Source organism: Mesorhizobium sp. WSM3859, from assembly GCF_002295065.1.
In the GTDB taxonomy this organism is placed as follows: domain Bacteria; phylum Pseudomonadota; class Alphaproteobacteria; order Rhizobiales; family Rhizobiaceae; genus Mesorhizobium.
In genome coordinates this window covers 96695-110315 of record NZ_NSGG01000001.1, presented here as the reverse complement: position 1 = coordinate 110315, position 13621 = coordinate 96695, and the positions used below count along the sequence as shown (strand labels likewise).

Sequence of the window (13621 nt, the reverse complement as noted above, 5' to 3'; positions counted from 1 at the left end):
TATTGAATGGTTCACACCGGCTTCCGATACGTCTGGTCCGTATCGAACAGCGGCTTGCTGCCATCGTCGGCAAGCGTCGCCTTGCCGTCGTTGAACCCCACCGTCCGATAAAAGCAGGAACGCCGACCGGTGTGACAAGTTGCGTCGTGGCCCAAAACTTTGACGCGCAACCATATCGCGTCCTGGTCACAATCCGTGCGCATCTCGACGACGTGCTGGAAATTGCCGGAGGTCTCGCCCTTCTTCCAAAGCGTGCTGCGCGAGCGCGACCAGTAATGGGCAATGCCGGTTTCGAGCGTCAGCGCCAGCGCGTCGGCGTTCATATGGGCGACCATCAACAGCATGCCGTCAGCAGCGTCCGTCACGACGACGGTGACGAGGCCCGCGGCATCGAAGCGCGGAGAAAGAACAGAACCTTCCTCCAGCGCTTTCTTGTCTGACGGAGCTTTCGGGAACTGCAGTGCCGGTAGTTCTTTGTTTTGGACCATGATCTTATCCGAAAACCGGTCTCCACTTTCGCTGACGCGGTCCTTCGGTTCGGGATGATGGTCCGCCGGCCGGTCATCAGCCGCCGGCGCGCACCATGGTGACGAAGCGGACCTGCTCCTCGGGCGTGTCCTTGAAGACGCCTGTGAAAGTGGAGGTCAGCGTCGTCGAATCCTGCTTGCGGATGCCGCGCATGGCCATGCACATATGCTCGGCCTCGAGCATGACGGCGACGCCGCGCGGGTTGAGCACGTCCTGGATGACGCCGGCAATCTGCGCGGTCATTGCCTCCTGCGTCTGCAGGCGATGCGCAAAGATGTCGACGACGCGTGCGATCTTGGACAAGCCGACGACCTTGCCGTCGGGCAAATAGCCGACATGCGCCTTGCCGATGATCGGCACCATATGGTGCTCGCAATGCGAATGGAATTTTATGTTCCTGACGATGACGAGATCGTCATAGCCAGCAACTTCCTCGAAGGTGCGGCCGAGCTCGTCGGCCGCGCACATATCATAGCCGTTGAACATTTCGCGGAAGGCCTTGGTGACACGCTTGGGCGTGTCAACCAGCCCTTCGCGGTCCGGATTGTCGCCGGTCCAGCGCAACAGCGTGCGCACGGCGGCCTCGACCTCGGCCTCGCTCGGCCGGTCGGTGACCGGCTTTTCCATATATTCGGACGGGGGCATGATTTTCTTGATGACGGCATCCATAAAGGCGTCTCCCGTAGTCCCACTCAAAGGTGGAACGAGTTGAACGGACCACGACCTTTTGGGTGAAAATCGCCCATTTCCATCCCGCAAGCGGCGTGAACATGTGGGCACGGACAATGGCTTGTCGTCGCCTTGTCGATGCCCGACTGCCACCATTATATATGGTTCTGGCGGAGCGAAAGGAAGACGCGAGAGCGGCAAAGCCTGTTCGCTGGGCGGCGACGGATTGGAAAAATATGATCGACGACGTCTACAATGCGAAAATTCTCGGCTTCGCCGGAAACATCGGGCGGATCGGCCGCCTCGACGACGCCGACGCGACGGCCAGGGCGCATTCCAAATTGTGCGGCTCGACCGTCACCGTCGACCTCAAGATGGACGGCGACGTGGTCACCGATTTCGCGCATGATGTGAAGGCCTGCGCGCTCGGCCAGGCGTCCTCCTCGATCATGGCCCAGCATGTGGTAGGCGCCAGGGCCGACGAATTGCGTGCCGTGCGCGAGACCATGCTGAAGATGCTGAAGGAAAACGGCGCGCCGCCGGAAGGCCGCTTCGCCGACCTCAAATATCTGGAACCGGTGCGCGACTACAAGGCGCGCCACGCCTCCACCATGCTGACCTTCGACGCGGTGGTCGACGCGATCGGCCAGATCGAGAAGAAGCGCGCCGGACAGGCGGCTTGAGGACAGAGCTTAGGCCGCTCCCCTGGTTACAGCGAATTCACTTCTCACCCAGTCGGCAAAAGCTTTGGCCGGTTCCGGCAGGTTCTTCAGACTCCTGGCCACCAGCCAGTAGGCGCCGGAAGCGACATCGATAGCGAACGGCTTGATCAAGGTGCCTGACGCGAGCTCTTCGCCGACCTGCAGGAGATCGCCGAGCGCCACCCCATGGCCGAGCAGCGCGGCCTGTTTGGAAAGCGAGACGTCGGTCAGCATCGGGCCGCGCGCGGGGACCGCCTCGGCGGGCACGCCGGCCGCCTGGAACCAGCGCGCCCAACCCTGGCGATTTTCCTCATGCAGCAGCGTGTAATGGCGAAGGTCGATCGGCTTTTCCAGGGGAGGGCCGGCGGCAAGCAGCGCCGGCGACAGGACCGGTGAATCGACGGTAGAGGCCAAGTGCTCGGCCTCGCTGCGCGGCCATGAGGTGGCATGAGCGCTGAAACGCAAGGCGAGCTCAGGCTGGTCGCTGCGGAACTCGATCGGCCGTGGATCGACTTCAAGGGAAACGTCGATATCGGGCCGAAGTTGGCGAAAGCGATTGAGCCGTGGCACCAGCCACACCGCGGCGAGCGACGGTTCGACGCTGACGCGCACGACGGCTTGCGCCGGCGAGGCCGCGAGCTCCGAAAGCACGCGATCGATATCGTCGAAGCTTCTGATCAGTCGGCCAAGCAGCCGATGTCCCGCATCCGTCAGTTCGACGCGGCGATGGAGGCGCAGGAACAGCGGTCTTCCCAGAAAGATCTCGAGCTCGCGTATCTGCCGGCTGATGGCGGCCTGCGAGACATAAAGCTCCTCTGCCGCCCGGCTGAAGCTCAAATGCCGGCCGGCCGTCTCGAAGCTTCTCAATGCCGTCAGCGGCAGGCGGCCGCGCTTCATTCGCATAACCTCAAGTTATCCGAGACGGAAATTATACTCGTTTGAGGAGGAAGGCCAGCGGCAGTCTAATCCGCGTGAAAGGAGATCTGCCATGAACGAGTTCCTGGCCATTTTCAGCGACGTGATACGGATCGCGACCTTCCAATGGCATGGTGGAGTCGTGCGCGGAGGCCACCATGACTGCCGTGATCTTCCTCCTCACCACCGCCCATGGAGCGGCAGCCATGCCATCCGGCGCTCCAGGCCTTGAGGGCATTGCGTTTCAACGTCGAAGCCCACATCTATCGCGCAGTGAAACAGGCTGCGGAGCGATGAGCGACCATCACGGACATACGCACCGGCCGATCCAGCGGGGACGCAATTGGCCGGGGCCATGGCGCAAGACGCCCGGGCGCATCCTGGGCACGTCGCTCGTGCGCCTCTATCAGCTGACGCTCTCAGGCTTCGTCGGCAACAGCTGCCGGCACCTGCCGACCTGTTCCGAATATGCGCATGAGGCGATCGCTCGCCACGGCCTGTGGGCCGGCGGCTGGATGGGCCTGTTCCGGGTGTTGCGCTGTGGGCCATTTGGAACGCATGGCATCGACCGCGTGCCGGAGGTGCTTGCGGCGCGCTATGTCTGGTTCATGCCCTGGCGCTATTTACAAATCGGCAAGAAGCGAGGCAACCCCGAAATCTGATTGCTTCGCCGTTACGCCCGGACTGTAACGGTCCGGTAAGGTTAACGCGAAGCTGCACAAACACTGCCCATTTGAGACAAAATCGAGACAAGTCGCCTCGCTAAGCCGCTCCCGCAATCTCAGACCGGAGTGACTTCGCCATGCGCCAGATGGACCGCTATCCCTTCATTTTTGCCATCGTCCTTTTTCTTCTGGCCTGGATGCTCGGCTTGCCGGTGCGGGCGCAATCGGCGCCGCTCAACGACATCCGCTGCACGCTGATCCAGGATGCGCAAAGCGGCGCAACGCTTTACCCGGACGGCGTCTGCGACCAGCGCGTCAGTCCGGCCTCGACGTTCAAGGTACCCCTGGCGCTGATCGGCTACGATGCCGGTATCCTGAGCGACGCGCATACGCCGAGCTGGGACTACAAGCCGGAATTCAAGGCGGCGAAGCGCGACCAGAAGACTGTCGATCCGACGATCTGGGAACGCGATTCCATCGTCTGGTACTCGCGCGAGATCACGCGGCGGCTCGGCGCCGAGAAGTTCGCCGGCTACGTTTCGAAATTCGGCTATGGCAACAAGGACGTCTCGGGCGATGCCGGCAAGGACAATGGACTGACGCAATCCTGGGTCAATTCCTCGCTGGAGATATCGCCTGTCGAGCAGACGGAATTCCTGCGCCAGCTGCTCGCCGGCAAGATGCCGGTGTCGATGAAGGCGCATGAGATGACCAGGGCGATCCTCCCGACCTTCACGGCAGGGGACTGGACGGTGCAAGGCAAGACTGGCAGCACCAGGCTCGGCCAGGACGGCAAGCGCTCGCTCGGCTGGTTCGTCGGCTGGGCCGAGAAGGACGGCCGAAAGATCGTCTTTGCCAGGCTGGTCGTGGACACGAAACGCACCAACACGCCGAAGGGGCTCGCGACGCGGGCGGCTTTCCTGAAGGATCTGCCGCAACTGGTGAAGTAGTTTTTCTCAGACGCTGCGGCGGGAGCGCAGGATGTGCTCGCCGGAATTGCTTTTGGTGCTAGGAGACCTGGCAAAGCGCGCGGCAATTTCGCGGTTGTCGAGGTCTTCGATGCCGTCGAAGCCGAGATCGGCGAGGGCCTTTGCCAATTCATCGGGAACGAAGAAGCTGATCCAGGGCTCGCCGATGGTCGCGACGCGCGCGGCATAGAAGGCATGCGTCTCCCGGCCCGCGGCGTCACGATTCCCGGCCGGCTCGCTGTAGTCGAAGACGACTTCTGAGCCGGCGACGCCGGCAATGTAGCCAAGCGTGGCAAAAATCGCTTCGCGCGTCAGGTAGGGCACGACTCCCAGCCAGATGAAGAAGCTCGGCTCGGTCGTTTTCAGACCAGCCGCCGCCAATTCGCCTGCCAGACTCTGGCGTTCGAAATTGACCGGCACGAAGGCGGCGCCGGCCGGTTCGGCAAGACCGGCCTCGGCGATGCGTTGGCGTTTCCAGGCCTGTGTGGCCGGATGATCGACCTCGAACACTGTGACGTCCGCATACGGATTGCGCAGCGAGAAGGTGTCGAGGCCGGCGCCAAGCACCACGACCTGGCGCACGCCGCGCCGCACCGCCGCCGCCAGCCAGTCTTCGGCAAGGCGAGCGCGTGAGGCAACGAACAGGCGCATGCGACGGCCATGCTCGTCTTCCTGCGAGAGTTCCCCGGCGTTCGGCGCGGCCTCGCCCAGAATCGCGAGCGCGTAGGGATCGCGAAACAGCGCCGCCTGCGGTGAAAACTGATGAAGGGCCCTCAAGCGCGCGACGCGCAGGGCGGTTCGGCTGGGCGATGCGTCTTCCATACCTATATACAAACCGCGTCGCGCGGCGTTCACAAGCCCGCGCGAAGCGCCTGCGACATCGCTGGCGACATTTCCTGACGGCCGCTCTTTACCTGACGCGGCACTGCCTCTAAAACCGCGCCGCTTGCCGGACGCCTCCGGCTAAACCCTCTGCATGCCGCAACGCATCCTGTGGCCCGCATTTTCACCACCCGCGCTCGTTTGCGGGACTGGATAGGAGAACTCTGATGCCGAATTCCGTTTCCCTGACATTTCCCGATGGTTCGATCCGCGACTACGATGCGGCGCTGACCGGTGCCGGCCTTGCCGAATCGATCTCAAAGTCGCTGGCCAAGAAGGCTGTCGCCTACAGCCTCGACGGCACCGTCCGCGACCTCTCCGATCCGCTCGGCACGTCCGGCAAGGTCGAGATTATCACCCGCGAGGATCCGCGCGCGCTGGAGCTCATCCGCCATGATGCGGCGCATGTGCTGGCCGAGGCCGTGCAGGAGCTTTGGCCGGGAACGCAGGTGACCATCGGGCCGGTGATCGAGAACGGGTTCTACTACGACTTTGCGCGCAACGAGCCGTTCACGCCGGACGATTTTCCGGTGATCGAGAAGAAGATGCGCGAGATCATCCAGCGCAACAAGCCGTTCACCAAGGAGGTCTGGTCGCGCGAGAAGGCGAAGAAGGTGTTCGCCGACAAGGGCGAGCGCTACAAGCTCGAGCTGATCGACGCCATTCCGGAAGATCAGGACCTCAAGATCTACGCGCAGGGCGACTGGTTCGACCTCTGCCGCGGTCCGCATATGGCTTCGACGGGGCAGATCGGTAACGCCTTCAAGCTGATGAAGGTGGCCGGCGCCTATTGGCGCGGCGACTCGAACAACCCGATGCTGACGCGCATCTACGGTACCGCCTGGGCTGACCAGGCGCAGCTCGACGCCTATCAGACGCTGTTGGAGGAGGCCGAGAAGCGCGACCACCGCAAGCTCGGCCGCGAGATGGACCTGTTCCATTTCCAGGAAGAGGGCCCGGGCGTCGTCTTCTGGCACGCCAAGGGCTGGAAGATGGTGCAGAACCTGATCAACTACATGCGCCGCCGCCTGGACGAGCATGGCTACCAGGAAGTCAACGCGCCGCAGGTTCTGGACAAGAGCCTGTGGGAGACGTCGGGGCACTGGGGCTGGTATCGTGACGCGATGTTCAAGGTTACGGTTGCTGGCGACGATACCGACGACGACCGCGTCTTCGCGCTGAAGCCGATGAACTGTCCCGGGCACGTGCAGATCTTCAAGCATGGGTTGAAGTCTTACCGGGAACTGCCCGTGAAACTTGCAGAGTTCGGCAATGTGCATCGCTACGAGCCATCCGGCGCGCTGCACGGGCTGATGCGCGTGCGCGGCTTCACGCAGGACGACGCGCATATCTTCTGCACCGAGGAGCAGCTCGCCGCCGAGTGTCTGCGCATCAACGATCTGATCCTGTCGACCTATGCCGATTTCGGCTTCGACGAGGTCAGCGTGAAGCTGTCGACGCGGCCGGACAAGCGCGTCGGCACCGACGAGGCCTGGGACCATGCCGAGGCGATCATGAGCAATGTGTTGGATACGATCCGCACACGCTCCGGCAACCGCATCAAGACCTCGATCAATCCGGGCGAGGGCGCCTTTTACGGACCGAAATTCGAATATGTGCTGAAGGACGCCATCGGCCGCGAATGGCAGTGCGGCACCACGCAGGTCGACTTCAACCTGCCGGAACGCTTCGGCGCCTTCTATATCGGCTCGGATTCGGAAAAGAAGCAGCCGGTCATGGTGCATCGCGCCGTCTGCGGCTCGATGGAGCGCTTCCTCGGCATCCTGATCGAGAACTATTCCGGCCATTTCCCGCTGTGGTTCGCGCCGCTGCAGGTGGTGGTGGCGACCATCACCTCGGATGCGGATGAATACGCCTTGAAAGTCGTCGACCGGTTGAAGGCCGCGGGGCTGCTCGCCGAACCCGACCTTCGCAACGAGAAGATCAACTACAAGGTGCGCGAGCATTCGCTCGCCAAGGTTCCGGTCATCCTCGTCTGCGGCAAGCGCGAGGCCGAGGAGGAAACCGTCAATGTCCGCCGGCTGGGCTCCCGCGACCAGGAATCGCTAAAGCTCGACGACGCGGTGAAGGTACTCGCCGACGAGGCTGTCTCGCCGGATCGCAAGCGTCGCGCGGCGGCCTGACATACCAGCACTTTCTAAAATGGCGGTGGCGTGGTCCACCGCCATTTTCACACGCCTGTCACGCCAGCCTTGTAACCAGCCGCCATGCTCAAGCTGAAACTGCGGGAACGACGTTTTCCCGAGCTTTCCTACGCCAACCCGGACCAGCCGAGGCTGACGCGGTGGTTCATCCATTCCGTCGAAGGCCTGTCGGGCCGCGACCGCTTTGCGGTGCTCTATGAATTTTGGCGCCGCCAGGTGGTGCCGACCGGCGATCGCGTGTTCAGCCGCATGTTGGAATTGATCGACGTTAAGGTCCACAACGCCGTTCAGTGGCCGCCGGCAGCCCTGCCGGAGACGCCGCTGGTCATCATTGCCAACCATCCCTTCGGCATCGGCGACGGCATTGCGGTGCTGTCGCTTGTCGAGCAACTGGGCCGCCCGTTCCGCGTCATGATCCACAAGGACCTGCTCAGGATCCGCGAGATGGAGCCTTATTCGCTGCCTGTCGATTTCTCCGAGACGAAGGAAGCGCTGAAGAACAACATGGCGATGCGCCATGAAGCGGTGCGGCTGCTGAAGGAAGGCGTCACCATAGTGATCTTCCCCGCAGGTGGTGTCGCCACCGCGCCCAAGGTCTTTGGTCATGCCATCGACCTGCCATGGAAGATGTTCCCGGCAAAGCTGGTGCAGGAGGCCCAGGCCTCTGTCATCCCGATGCACTTTTCCGGCCAGAACGGCCGCCTGTTCCACCTCGTCAGCGGCCCGATGAACATGGCCGAGCGCGATAACCGCGTGGCCAAATTTATCGGCAGGACATCGCTGACGCTGCGCCTTTCCTTGCTTATCCGCGAGTTCGCCCGTTTGTCGGGCAAGGCGATCGAGGTGCGCATCGGCGATGTGCTGACATGGACCGACCTCGAGCCGCTGCGCGACCGCAAGGCGCTGCTCGATCGGCTCTATCGCGCGGTGTTCGACCTGGCTGCGCCTTCTGTGCAACGCGGCCGCGTGCCGTTCCTGCCGAAGCGGATGCGCAAGGCGGCCTGAAGGCGTGAGCTTGTTTTAGTCCGCGCCTTCCTCGGGATCGATGGCGGACTGTTCATTGGCCAGAACCTCGATTTCCTGGTTCTGCCCGGCAACGACCGCGAAATCCTTCTGATAGATGCGGTCGCGGTTCTTGGCGATGATGGTGTACTGGCCTTCGGCCAGCACCATAGAGGCGAAGGCGCCGACCGCTTCCTTGATCGGATCGCCGCTCTCGTTGAGCAGCGACCAGGATGTGTCGGCGATGGCTTCGCCGCCAGGCTCGCGCACCAGCTTCATCGTCATCTCGGCCGCCCGGTGCTCGACGGTCGCCTCGGTCAGCTTTCCGGCCTCGACGCGGATATCGGAGCGGATCACGGCGTTGACCGCGCCATAGGTGGAGACGACGTGGTAGGTGCCGGCGTTCAGCCGCACCACGGTGTTCGGCGCCACGTCGGGGGCGATTAGCGCCCGGTCGCCATTGGCGGCGGGATGGTCTTCATAGATCGAGAAGCGCAGCTTCTTCGACTGGATGGGCGCGCCGCCCGATGTCACCGCGTCGAGCTTGAGGCCGCCGGCGTCGAGGACGAGGCTTTCGCGCCTGGCGTCCTTGCCGACGGTGATGCGCTTGGTGGCGCCGGCGCGTCCATAAGAGGCGTGGACGAGATAGCTGCCGGGGGCGAGCTGGAATACGGCCGTGCCGCCATGCGCGGACGCCACCATCGGAAGCTTGCCGTCGCTGGACGGCTGAGGTTTGAACACTCGCCAGACAATGCCGCGGGTGATGTCGGCGCCCTTGTCGGTCAGTTGCGCCGACAGGGTGATGGCGCCGCCATTGCCGAGCGCCAGCGGTGCTCCTGTCTTCGGCGTCGCGTAGCTCGAAATGCCTGGAAGCTTGATGTCGCCGACATCGTTGGCGTTCTGGGCCAGCGCGAAGGAAACCGGCACCGCGAACAACGCAGCGACGAGTGCGATCACGAAAAGGCGCAGGGTCCCCTCAAACATGCCTTGCGTTGAAGCCCAAGGCGGTGGCAATTTCAAGGCCTAGAAGCGCGTCGGCCTGCGCGGCGGCTTCTTATCCGGCGCAAAACGCCACCGCCCGAGCCGCCCGACATCCCGATGGCGTGCTTCAGCTCAAAATTGAATACTATAGAATGCTGAGGAGACTTGCGCCCATGGCGTCGCCGATCATCGACTTCCTGCTCACCCGCAATTCCGCGCCGATCCCGGACCTCAAGGAACCGGCGCCGAGCGATGCCGAGATCGCGACGATGATCGCGGCTGCCTCGCGCGTCCCCGACCATGGCCGGCTCGAGCCCTGGCGCTTCATCCTCTATCGCGGTGAGGCGCGGGTCGAGATCGGCAAGAAGCTGGCAGCACTTGCCGAGCAGCGCGAGGGGCCGTTGCCGGAGGGCAGGCGCAATCAGGAACTGGCGCGCTTCTCGCGCGCGCCGCTGGTGATCGGCGTCGTGTCGGTGCCGAAGGAGAGCCCGAAGATCCCGCAATGGGAGATGTTCCTGTCGGGCGGCATGGCGGCCATGAACCTGATGATCGCGGCCAACGCGTTGGGCTACGGCACCAACATGATCAGCAACTGGTACTCCGATGTGCCGGAGGGTAGGGCGATCCTCGGGCTCTCGCCGCAGGAGCGGGTCATTGGTTTCGTTCATATCGGCTCATATCAGGGGCCGGCGCCGGACCGGCCGCGGCCGGATCCGGCAAAGCTTTATGCCGACTACACCGGTCCCTGGGCCGGTTAGAGCCGTATGGACTATGGCAACGTCAGCGATATCTTCTCGATGAGAAGACTGCGCTGGGGAAGGAAATAGCGCAGGGAACATACTGCAGAGACGGTTCATGATTGCGAAACTGATTCTCCAGACATTCGTGTGGTTCGGTGTGATGGGCGCGCTGATGTTCGTGTCTGCCGGCACGATGCACTGGTGGGGTGCCTGGGTCTATCTGGTGCTGATGGTCGGGCTCAGCCTGACGCTGGGCGTTGCGCTCGCCCGGCGTGATCCAGGCCTGATGAATGAGCGGTTGAGCCCGCCGATCCAGAAGGACCAGGCAGCGGCGGACAAGATCCTGCTTTCGATACTGCTTCTCGCAATCTTCGCCTGGCTTGCCCTGATGGGCCTCGATTTTCGCTTCGGCTGGTCGGCGGTACCTGCTTGGGTACAGGCAGTCGGCGCGGCGGTGCTGCTGATCAGCATTTGGGTTTGCTACCTGACGATGATCGAGAACAGCTTCGCCGCACCTGTCGTGAAGATCCAGGACGAGCGCGGACAGAAGGTGATCACCACGGGTCCCTACGCCTATGTTCGCCACCCGATGTACAGCGGCGCCATCCTTTTCTTTGCCGGCACGGCGCTATTGCTCGGCTCCTGGTGGGGACTGGCGTCAGTGCCTTTCTTCATCGCGCTACTGGCGATCCGTACCTTTATCGAGGAGCAGGCGCTTCGGACCGGCCTGCGGGGCTATGACGATTACGCCGCGCGCGTCCGCTACAAGCTGATCCCGATGGTCTGGTAGAGGCCGTTCAGGCAGATGTGCCCGACGCCTTGGCGCGGGCCAGCAATCGCTCCGCCAGGCGCAGATGCGGGCGGTCGTACATCTTGCCGTCGATGCCGACGACGCCCGGATTTCCCGCCGCCGCGAAGGCATCGACGATCGCCCGAGACCGCTCGACCGCTTCGGCGGATGGCGTGAAGGCGACGTTGATGACCGGCACCTGCGCCGGATGGATCGCCATCTTGCCGGTGAAGCCGTCGCGCTCGGCCTCGCGGCATTCCGTCTCGAAGCTGGCCATGTCGCGGAAATCGGGGAAGACGGTGTCGATAGCAGCGACTTCCGCCGCGCCCGCGGCCAGGATGGTCATGGTACGCGCCAGGCGGAACATGTCGGTATAGCGACCGTTCCCGTCGCGAGCCGCCCGCGCGCCGATCGCGGCCGACAAATCCTCCGCGCCCCAGGTTAGGCCGGCCAGCCGCGCGCTTGTCCCGGCATAACTCGCCGCCGCAAGCACGCCCGCCGCGGTCTCGGTGATGATTGGCAGGATTTTTATGGCTCCGTCCGGCAGCCCGTTCTCGGCCTCATGGACCCGAAGCTTCGCCGCCAATTGCTGGACATCCTGCCCGCTGTTCGACTTGGGCAGCATGATGCCGTCGGGCTTCGCCGGTACAAGGGCCGCGAGGTCGTCGTCGGTGAGGCCGGTGGACAGGTCGTTGACCCGGACATAGGCGGTGGGACCTGTCCGGTGTCTTTTGTCGGAGATGAAACCGGCCGCAACCGCGCGCGCCGCAACCTTGTTCGCGCCGGCGACGGAATCCTCGAGATCGACGATGACCACGTCGGCGCCGGCTCCGAATCCCTTTTCCAGCTTGCGCTCGGAATCGCCGGGCACGAAGAGCAAAGAGCGCATCAGCCAGCCTTCTTCAGCATCATCGCCTGCCTTGTGCATTTGGCGACAAGAACGTCGTTTTGATTGTAGGCGCGGTGCTCGAACTCGACGATGCCGCGATCGGGTTTCGATTTGGACTCGCGCACGGAGACAACCGTCGTCTCGACCCGGATGGTGTCGCCGTGGAAGACGGGGTGCGGGAACACCGTTTCCTTCATGCCCAGATTGGCGACCGTTGTGCCGACCGTGATGTCGTTCACCGAAATGCCGATCATCAGGCCCAGCGTGAACAGGGAGTTGACCAGGGGCCTGCCCCATTCGGTTTTTGAGGCGAAGTCGAAATCGATGTGCAGGGGCTGCGGGTTCAGCGTCATGACCGAAAACAGCATGTTGTCGCTCTCGGTCACAGTCTTGCGCAGCGTGTGGTGGAAGACATGACCGACGACAAACTCTTCCAGATAAAGCCCGGCCATGCTCGATCTCCTCCAATTCCACCGCTTGATAGGCGTTGGCCGCGCCTCCATCAAGCCGGTTAAGAAATATGGTGAACCGTTCGTAAACCATTTCCAGCCTACCGTTCACAGCGGGGCCGGGGACATTCCGGCAAGGGCGTAGCTGGTCGGCATGGTTGTTTCGCACTTTCTAAAATGGATTGATACGGCAAGGGTTTCCGAGCGCGCCGCCGCCGCGAGCGCGCTGGCGCGAGCCTACATCAATTCCGATCTGCCGTTCGAGGATCGCTGCGCCGCCGAGGCGGCGCTGACGCTGCTCCTGGATGACGCTTCCGCCAAGGTGCGCCTGGCGCTCGCCGAGGCACTGTCGATGAGCCATCACGCGCCGCCGCAGGTGATCAGCGCGCTGGCCGCCGATCAGCCGGAAGTGGCGGCGCTGGTGTTGGCGCGTTCGCCGCTGCTTACCGATGCCGATCTGGTCGAGCGCGTCGCCTGCGGCCAGAAGGCGACGCGGACGCTGATCGCCAACCGTCCGGTCGTCTCGATGTCGCTGGCGGCGGCAATCGCCGAGATCGGCGAACCGGAAGCCTGCGCCGTGCTGGTCGGAAACAGCGGCGCGGACATCGCTTCACTCAGCTTCCGCCGCATGGCCGAGCGACATGGCCATCTGCCGCTGGTGCGCGAGGCGCTGATCGCCGATCGGCGCCTGCCGGCCGACTGCCGGCATATGCTGCTGGTCAAGCTCGGCGAGTCGCTGAAGGGGTCGCCGCTGGTGCTGGCGATGATGGGTGCGGCGCGCGCCGATCGCGTCATGCGCGATGCCTGCGTGAAGGCCTCGGTGACGCTGATCGAGGGAACGCGCATGGAAGAGCACGCCGCCCTGATCGAGCATCTAAGGCTGCGCGGCGACCTCACCGCCAGCTTCATCATCCGCACCATTGCCCATGGCAAGGTCGACTTCTTCGGTTCGACGCTGGTGGCGCTGGCCCGACAGTCCGAGCAGAGGGTAACGGCGCTTCTGGCCGGCGGGCACGACGTGGCGCTGCAGGCGCTGTTCCGCAGCGCCGGGCTTGCGCCGGCCACGCATGCCATCATCCTGCGCGCGCTCAAGATCTGGCGCGAGGTGGCCAATGGCCGGCGTGTCGCCGGCGTGCAGGAAGTCAGCTGGCTGATGCTGAAGGAACTCGGCGGCCAATCAGCCGAGGGCGATCTTGCCGGGCTGGTGAAGTCGATCCATCTCGACGCCCTGCGCGAAAACGCGCGCGGACACGCGCTGGCGATTGCCGCCGCCTAGG

The 13621-nt window shown here is 63.5% G+C and carries 15 protein-coding genes; 8 read left to right on the top strand and 7 right to left on the bottom strand.

Features of this window, described 5'->3' with window-relative positions:
* Positions 1-11 precede the first annotated feature (11 nt).
* Positions 12-488 carry a phosphoribosyl-AMP cyclohydrolase gene (gene hisI / locus CK230_RS00530; protein WP_095815275.1) on the bottom strand — a complete coding sequence of 159 codons (477 nt, stop codon included), beginning with the start codon at positions 486-488 and terminating at the stop codon, positions 12-14.
* A gap of 76 nt (positions 489-564) precedes the next feature.
* Positions 565-1197 carry a GTP cyclohydrolase I FolE gene (gene folE, locus CK230_RS00525; protein ID WP_095815274.1) on the bottom strand — a complete coding sequence of 211 codons (633 nt, stop codon included), beginning with the start codon at positions 1195-1197 and terminating at the stop codon, positions 565-567.
* A gap of 236 nt (positions 1198-1433) precedes the next feature.
* On the opposite strand from folE, the gene CK230_RS00520 reads away from it, so the two are divergent.
* Positions 1434-1880, top strand: coding sequence for an iron-sulfur cluster assembly scaffold protein (locus CK230_RS00520; protein WP_095815273.1), 447 nt, complete (start codon positions 1434-1436; stop codon positions 1878-1880).
* Between the two features lie 9 nt (positions 1881-1889).
* Here CK230_RS00520 and CK230_RS00515 read toward each other — a convergent pair whose 3' ends face one another.
* Entirely contained in the window at positions 1890-2795 is a 906-nt protein-coding gene (locus CK230_RS00515; RefSeq protein ID WP_095815272.1) for a LysR substrate-binding domain-containing protein, read from the bottom strand.
* Positions 2796-3106: 311 nt separating this feature from the next.
* Here CK230_RS00515 and yidD point away from each other — a divergent pair, with 311 nt between their 5' ends.
* Both yidD and blaOXA read left to right on the top strand, forming a co-directional pair.
* Positions 3107-3475 carry a membrane protein insertion efficiency factor YidD gene (gene yidD / locus CK230_RS00510; RefSeq protein ID WP_095815271.1) on the top strand — a complete coding sequence of 123 codons (369 nt, stop codon included), beginning with the start codon at positions 3107-3109 and terminating at the stop codon, positions 3473-3475.
* A gap of 140 nt (positions 3476-3615) precedes the next feature.
* A complete protein-coding gene (gene blaOXA / locus CK230_RS00505) occupies positions 3616-4428 on the top strand; it encodes a class D beta-lactamase (RefSeq protein WP_095815270.1) in 813 nt (270 codons plus the stop codon).
* A 6-nt stretch (positions 4429-4434) separates the two neighbouring features.
* Here the strand turns inward: blaOXA and CK230_RS00500 are convergent, their stop codons facing one another.
* The gene (locus CK230_RS00500) at positions 4435-5268 is read right to left on the bottom strand and encodes an SAM-dependent methyltransferase (RefSeq protein WP_095815269.1); all 834 of its coding nucleotides are present in this window, start codon (positions 5266-5268) and stop codon (positions 4435-4437) included.
* Positions 5269-5495: 227 nt separating this feature from the next.
* On the opposite strand from CK230_RS00500, the gene thrS reads away from it, so the two are divergent.
* Both thrS and CK230_RS00490 read left to right on the top strand, forming a co-directional pair.
* Complete coding sequence (gene thrS, locus CK230_RS00495) at positions 5496-7472, top strand: threonine--tRNA ligase (RefSeq protein ID WP_095815268.1); 1977 nt, start codon at positions 5496-5498, stop codon at positions 7470-7472.
* Positions 7473-7556: 84 nt separating this feature from the next.
* Positions 7557-8498 (top strand): 1-acyl-sn-glycerol-3-phosphate acyltransferase, encoded by a 942-nt coding sequence (locus CK230_RS00490; RefSeq protein ID WP_095815267.1) that lies wholly within the window; start codon positions 7557-7559, stop codon positions 8496-8498.
* A 15-nt stretch (positions 8499-8513) separates the two neighbouring features.
* On the opposite strand, the gene CK230_RS00485 is transcribed toward CK230_RS00490, so the two are convergent.
* Positions 8514-9479: a hypothetical protein gene (locus CK230_RS00485; RefSeq protein WP_095815266.1), complete on the bottom strand. Its 966-nt coding sequence runs from the start codon at positions 9477-9479 to the stop codon at positions 8514-8516.
* A 170-nt stretch (positions 9480-9649) separates the two neighbouring features.
* On the opposite strand from CK230_RS00485, the gene CK230_RS00480 reads away from it, so the two are divergent.
* Both CK230_RS00480 and CK230_RS00475 read left to right on the top strand, forming a co-directional pair.
* The gene (locus CK230_RS00480; protein ID WP_095815265.1) at positions 9650-10234 is read left to right on the top strand and encodes a nitroreductase; all 585 of its coding nucleotides are present in this window, start codon (positions 9650-9652) and stop codon (positions 10232-10234) included.
* Between the two features lie 97 nt (positions 10235-10331).
* Entirely contained in the window at positions 10332-11006 is a 675-nt protein-coding gene (locus CK230_RS00475; RefSeq protein WP_095815264.1) for an isoprenylcysteine carboxylmethyltransferase family protein, read from the top strand.
* Positions 11007-11013: 7 nt separating this feature from the next.
* Here CK230_RS00475 and CK230_RS00470 read toward each other — a convergent pair whose 3' ends face one another.
* A complete protein-coding gene (locus tag CK230_RS00470; protein WP_095815263.1) occupies positions 11014-11895 on the bottom strand; it encodes a CoA ester lyase in 882 nt (293 codons plus the stop codon).
* Positions 11895-12347 carry a MaoC family dehydratase gene (locus CK230_RS00465; protein ID WP_095815262.1) on the bottom strand — a complete coding sequence of 151 codons (453 nt, stop codon included), beginning with the start codon at positions 12345-12347 and terminating at the stop codon, positions 11895-11897. The genes CK230_RS00470 and CK230_RS00465 overlap by 1 nt, the downstream gene beginning before the upstream one ends.
* Positions 12348-12498: 151 nt before the next feature.
* Here CK230_RS00465 and CK230_RS00460 point away from each other — a divergent pair, with 151 nt between their 5' ends.
* Positions 12499-13620 carry a DUF2336 domain-containing protein gene (locus tag CK230_RS00460; RefSeq protein WP_095815261.1) on the top strand — a complete coding sequence of 374 codons (1122 nt, stop codon included), beginning with the start codon at positions 12499-12501 and terminating at the stop codon, positions 13618-13620.
* The last annotated feature ends 1 nt before the right edge of the window (position 13621 follow it).

Excerpts from the sequence above, each read along its gene's own strand:
- thrS (WP_095815268.1), top strand. The coding sequence starts at position 5,496 with ATGCCGAATTCCGTTTCCCTGACATTTCCCGATGGTTCGATCCGCGAC.
- CK230_RS00460 (WP_095815261.1), top strand. The coding sequence starts at position 12,499 with ATGGTTGTTTCGCACTTTCTAAAATGGATTGATACGGCAAGGGTTTCC.
- blaOXA (WP_095815270.1), top strand. The coding sequence starts at position 3,616 with ATGCGCCAGATGGACCGCTATCCCTTCATTTTTGCCATCGTCCTTTTT.
- yidD (WP_095815271.1), top strand. The coding sequence starts at position 3,107 with ATGAGCGACCATCACGGACATACGCACCGGCCGATCCAGCGGGGACGC.
- hisI (WP_095815275.1), bottom strand. The coding sequence starts at position 488 with ATGGTCCAAAACAAAGAACTACCGGCACTGCAGTTCCCGAAAGCTCCG.
- CK230_RS00520 (WP_095815273.1), top strand. The coding sequence starts at position 1,434 with ATGATCGACGACGTCTACAATGCGAAAATTCTCGGCTTCGCCGGAAAC.
- CK230_RS00500 (WP_095815269.1), bottom strand. The coding sequence starts at position 5,268 with ATGGAAGACGCATCGCCCAGCCGAACCGCCCTGCGCGTCGCGCGCTTG.
- CK230_RS00485 (WP_095815266.1), bottom strand. The coding sequence starts at position 9,479 with ATGTTTGAGGGGACCCTGCGCCTTTTCGTGATCGCACTCGTCGCTGCG.
- CK230_RS00465 (WP_095815262.1), bottom strand. The coding sequence starts at position 12,347 with ATGGCCGGGCTTTATCTGGAAGAGTTTGTCGTCGGTCATGTCTTCCAC.
- folE (WP_095815274.1), bottom strand. The coding sequence starts at position 1,197 with ATGGATGCCGTCATCAAGAAAATCATGCCCCCGTCCGAATATATGGAA.
- CK230_RS00515 (WP_095815272.1), bottom strand. The coding sequence starts at position 2,795 with ATGAAGCGCGGCCGCCTGCCGCTGACGGCATTGAGAAGCTTCGAGACG.
- CK230_RS00470 (WP_095815263.1), bottom strand. The coding sequence starts at position 11,895 with ATGCGCTCTTTGCTCTTCGTGCCCGGCGATTCCGAGCGCAAGCTGGAA.
- CK230_RS00475 (WP_095815264.1), top strand. The coding sequence starts at position 10,332 with ATGATTGCGAAACTGATTCTCCAGACATTCGTGTGGTTCGGTGTGATG.
- CK230_RS00480 (WP_095815265.1), top strand. The coding sequence starts at position 9,650 with ATGGCGTCGCCGATCATCGACTTCCTGCTCACCCGCAATTCCGCGCCG.
- CK230_RS00490 (WP_095815267.1), top strand. The coding sequence starts at position 7,557 with ATGCTCAAGCTGAAACTGCGGGAACGACGTTTTCCCGAGCTTTCCTAC.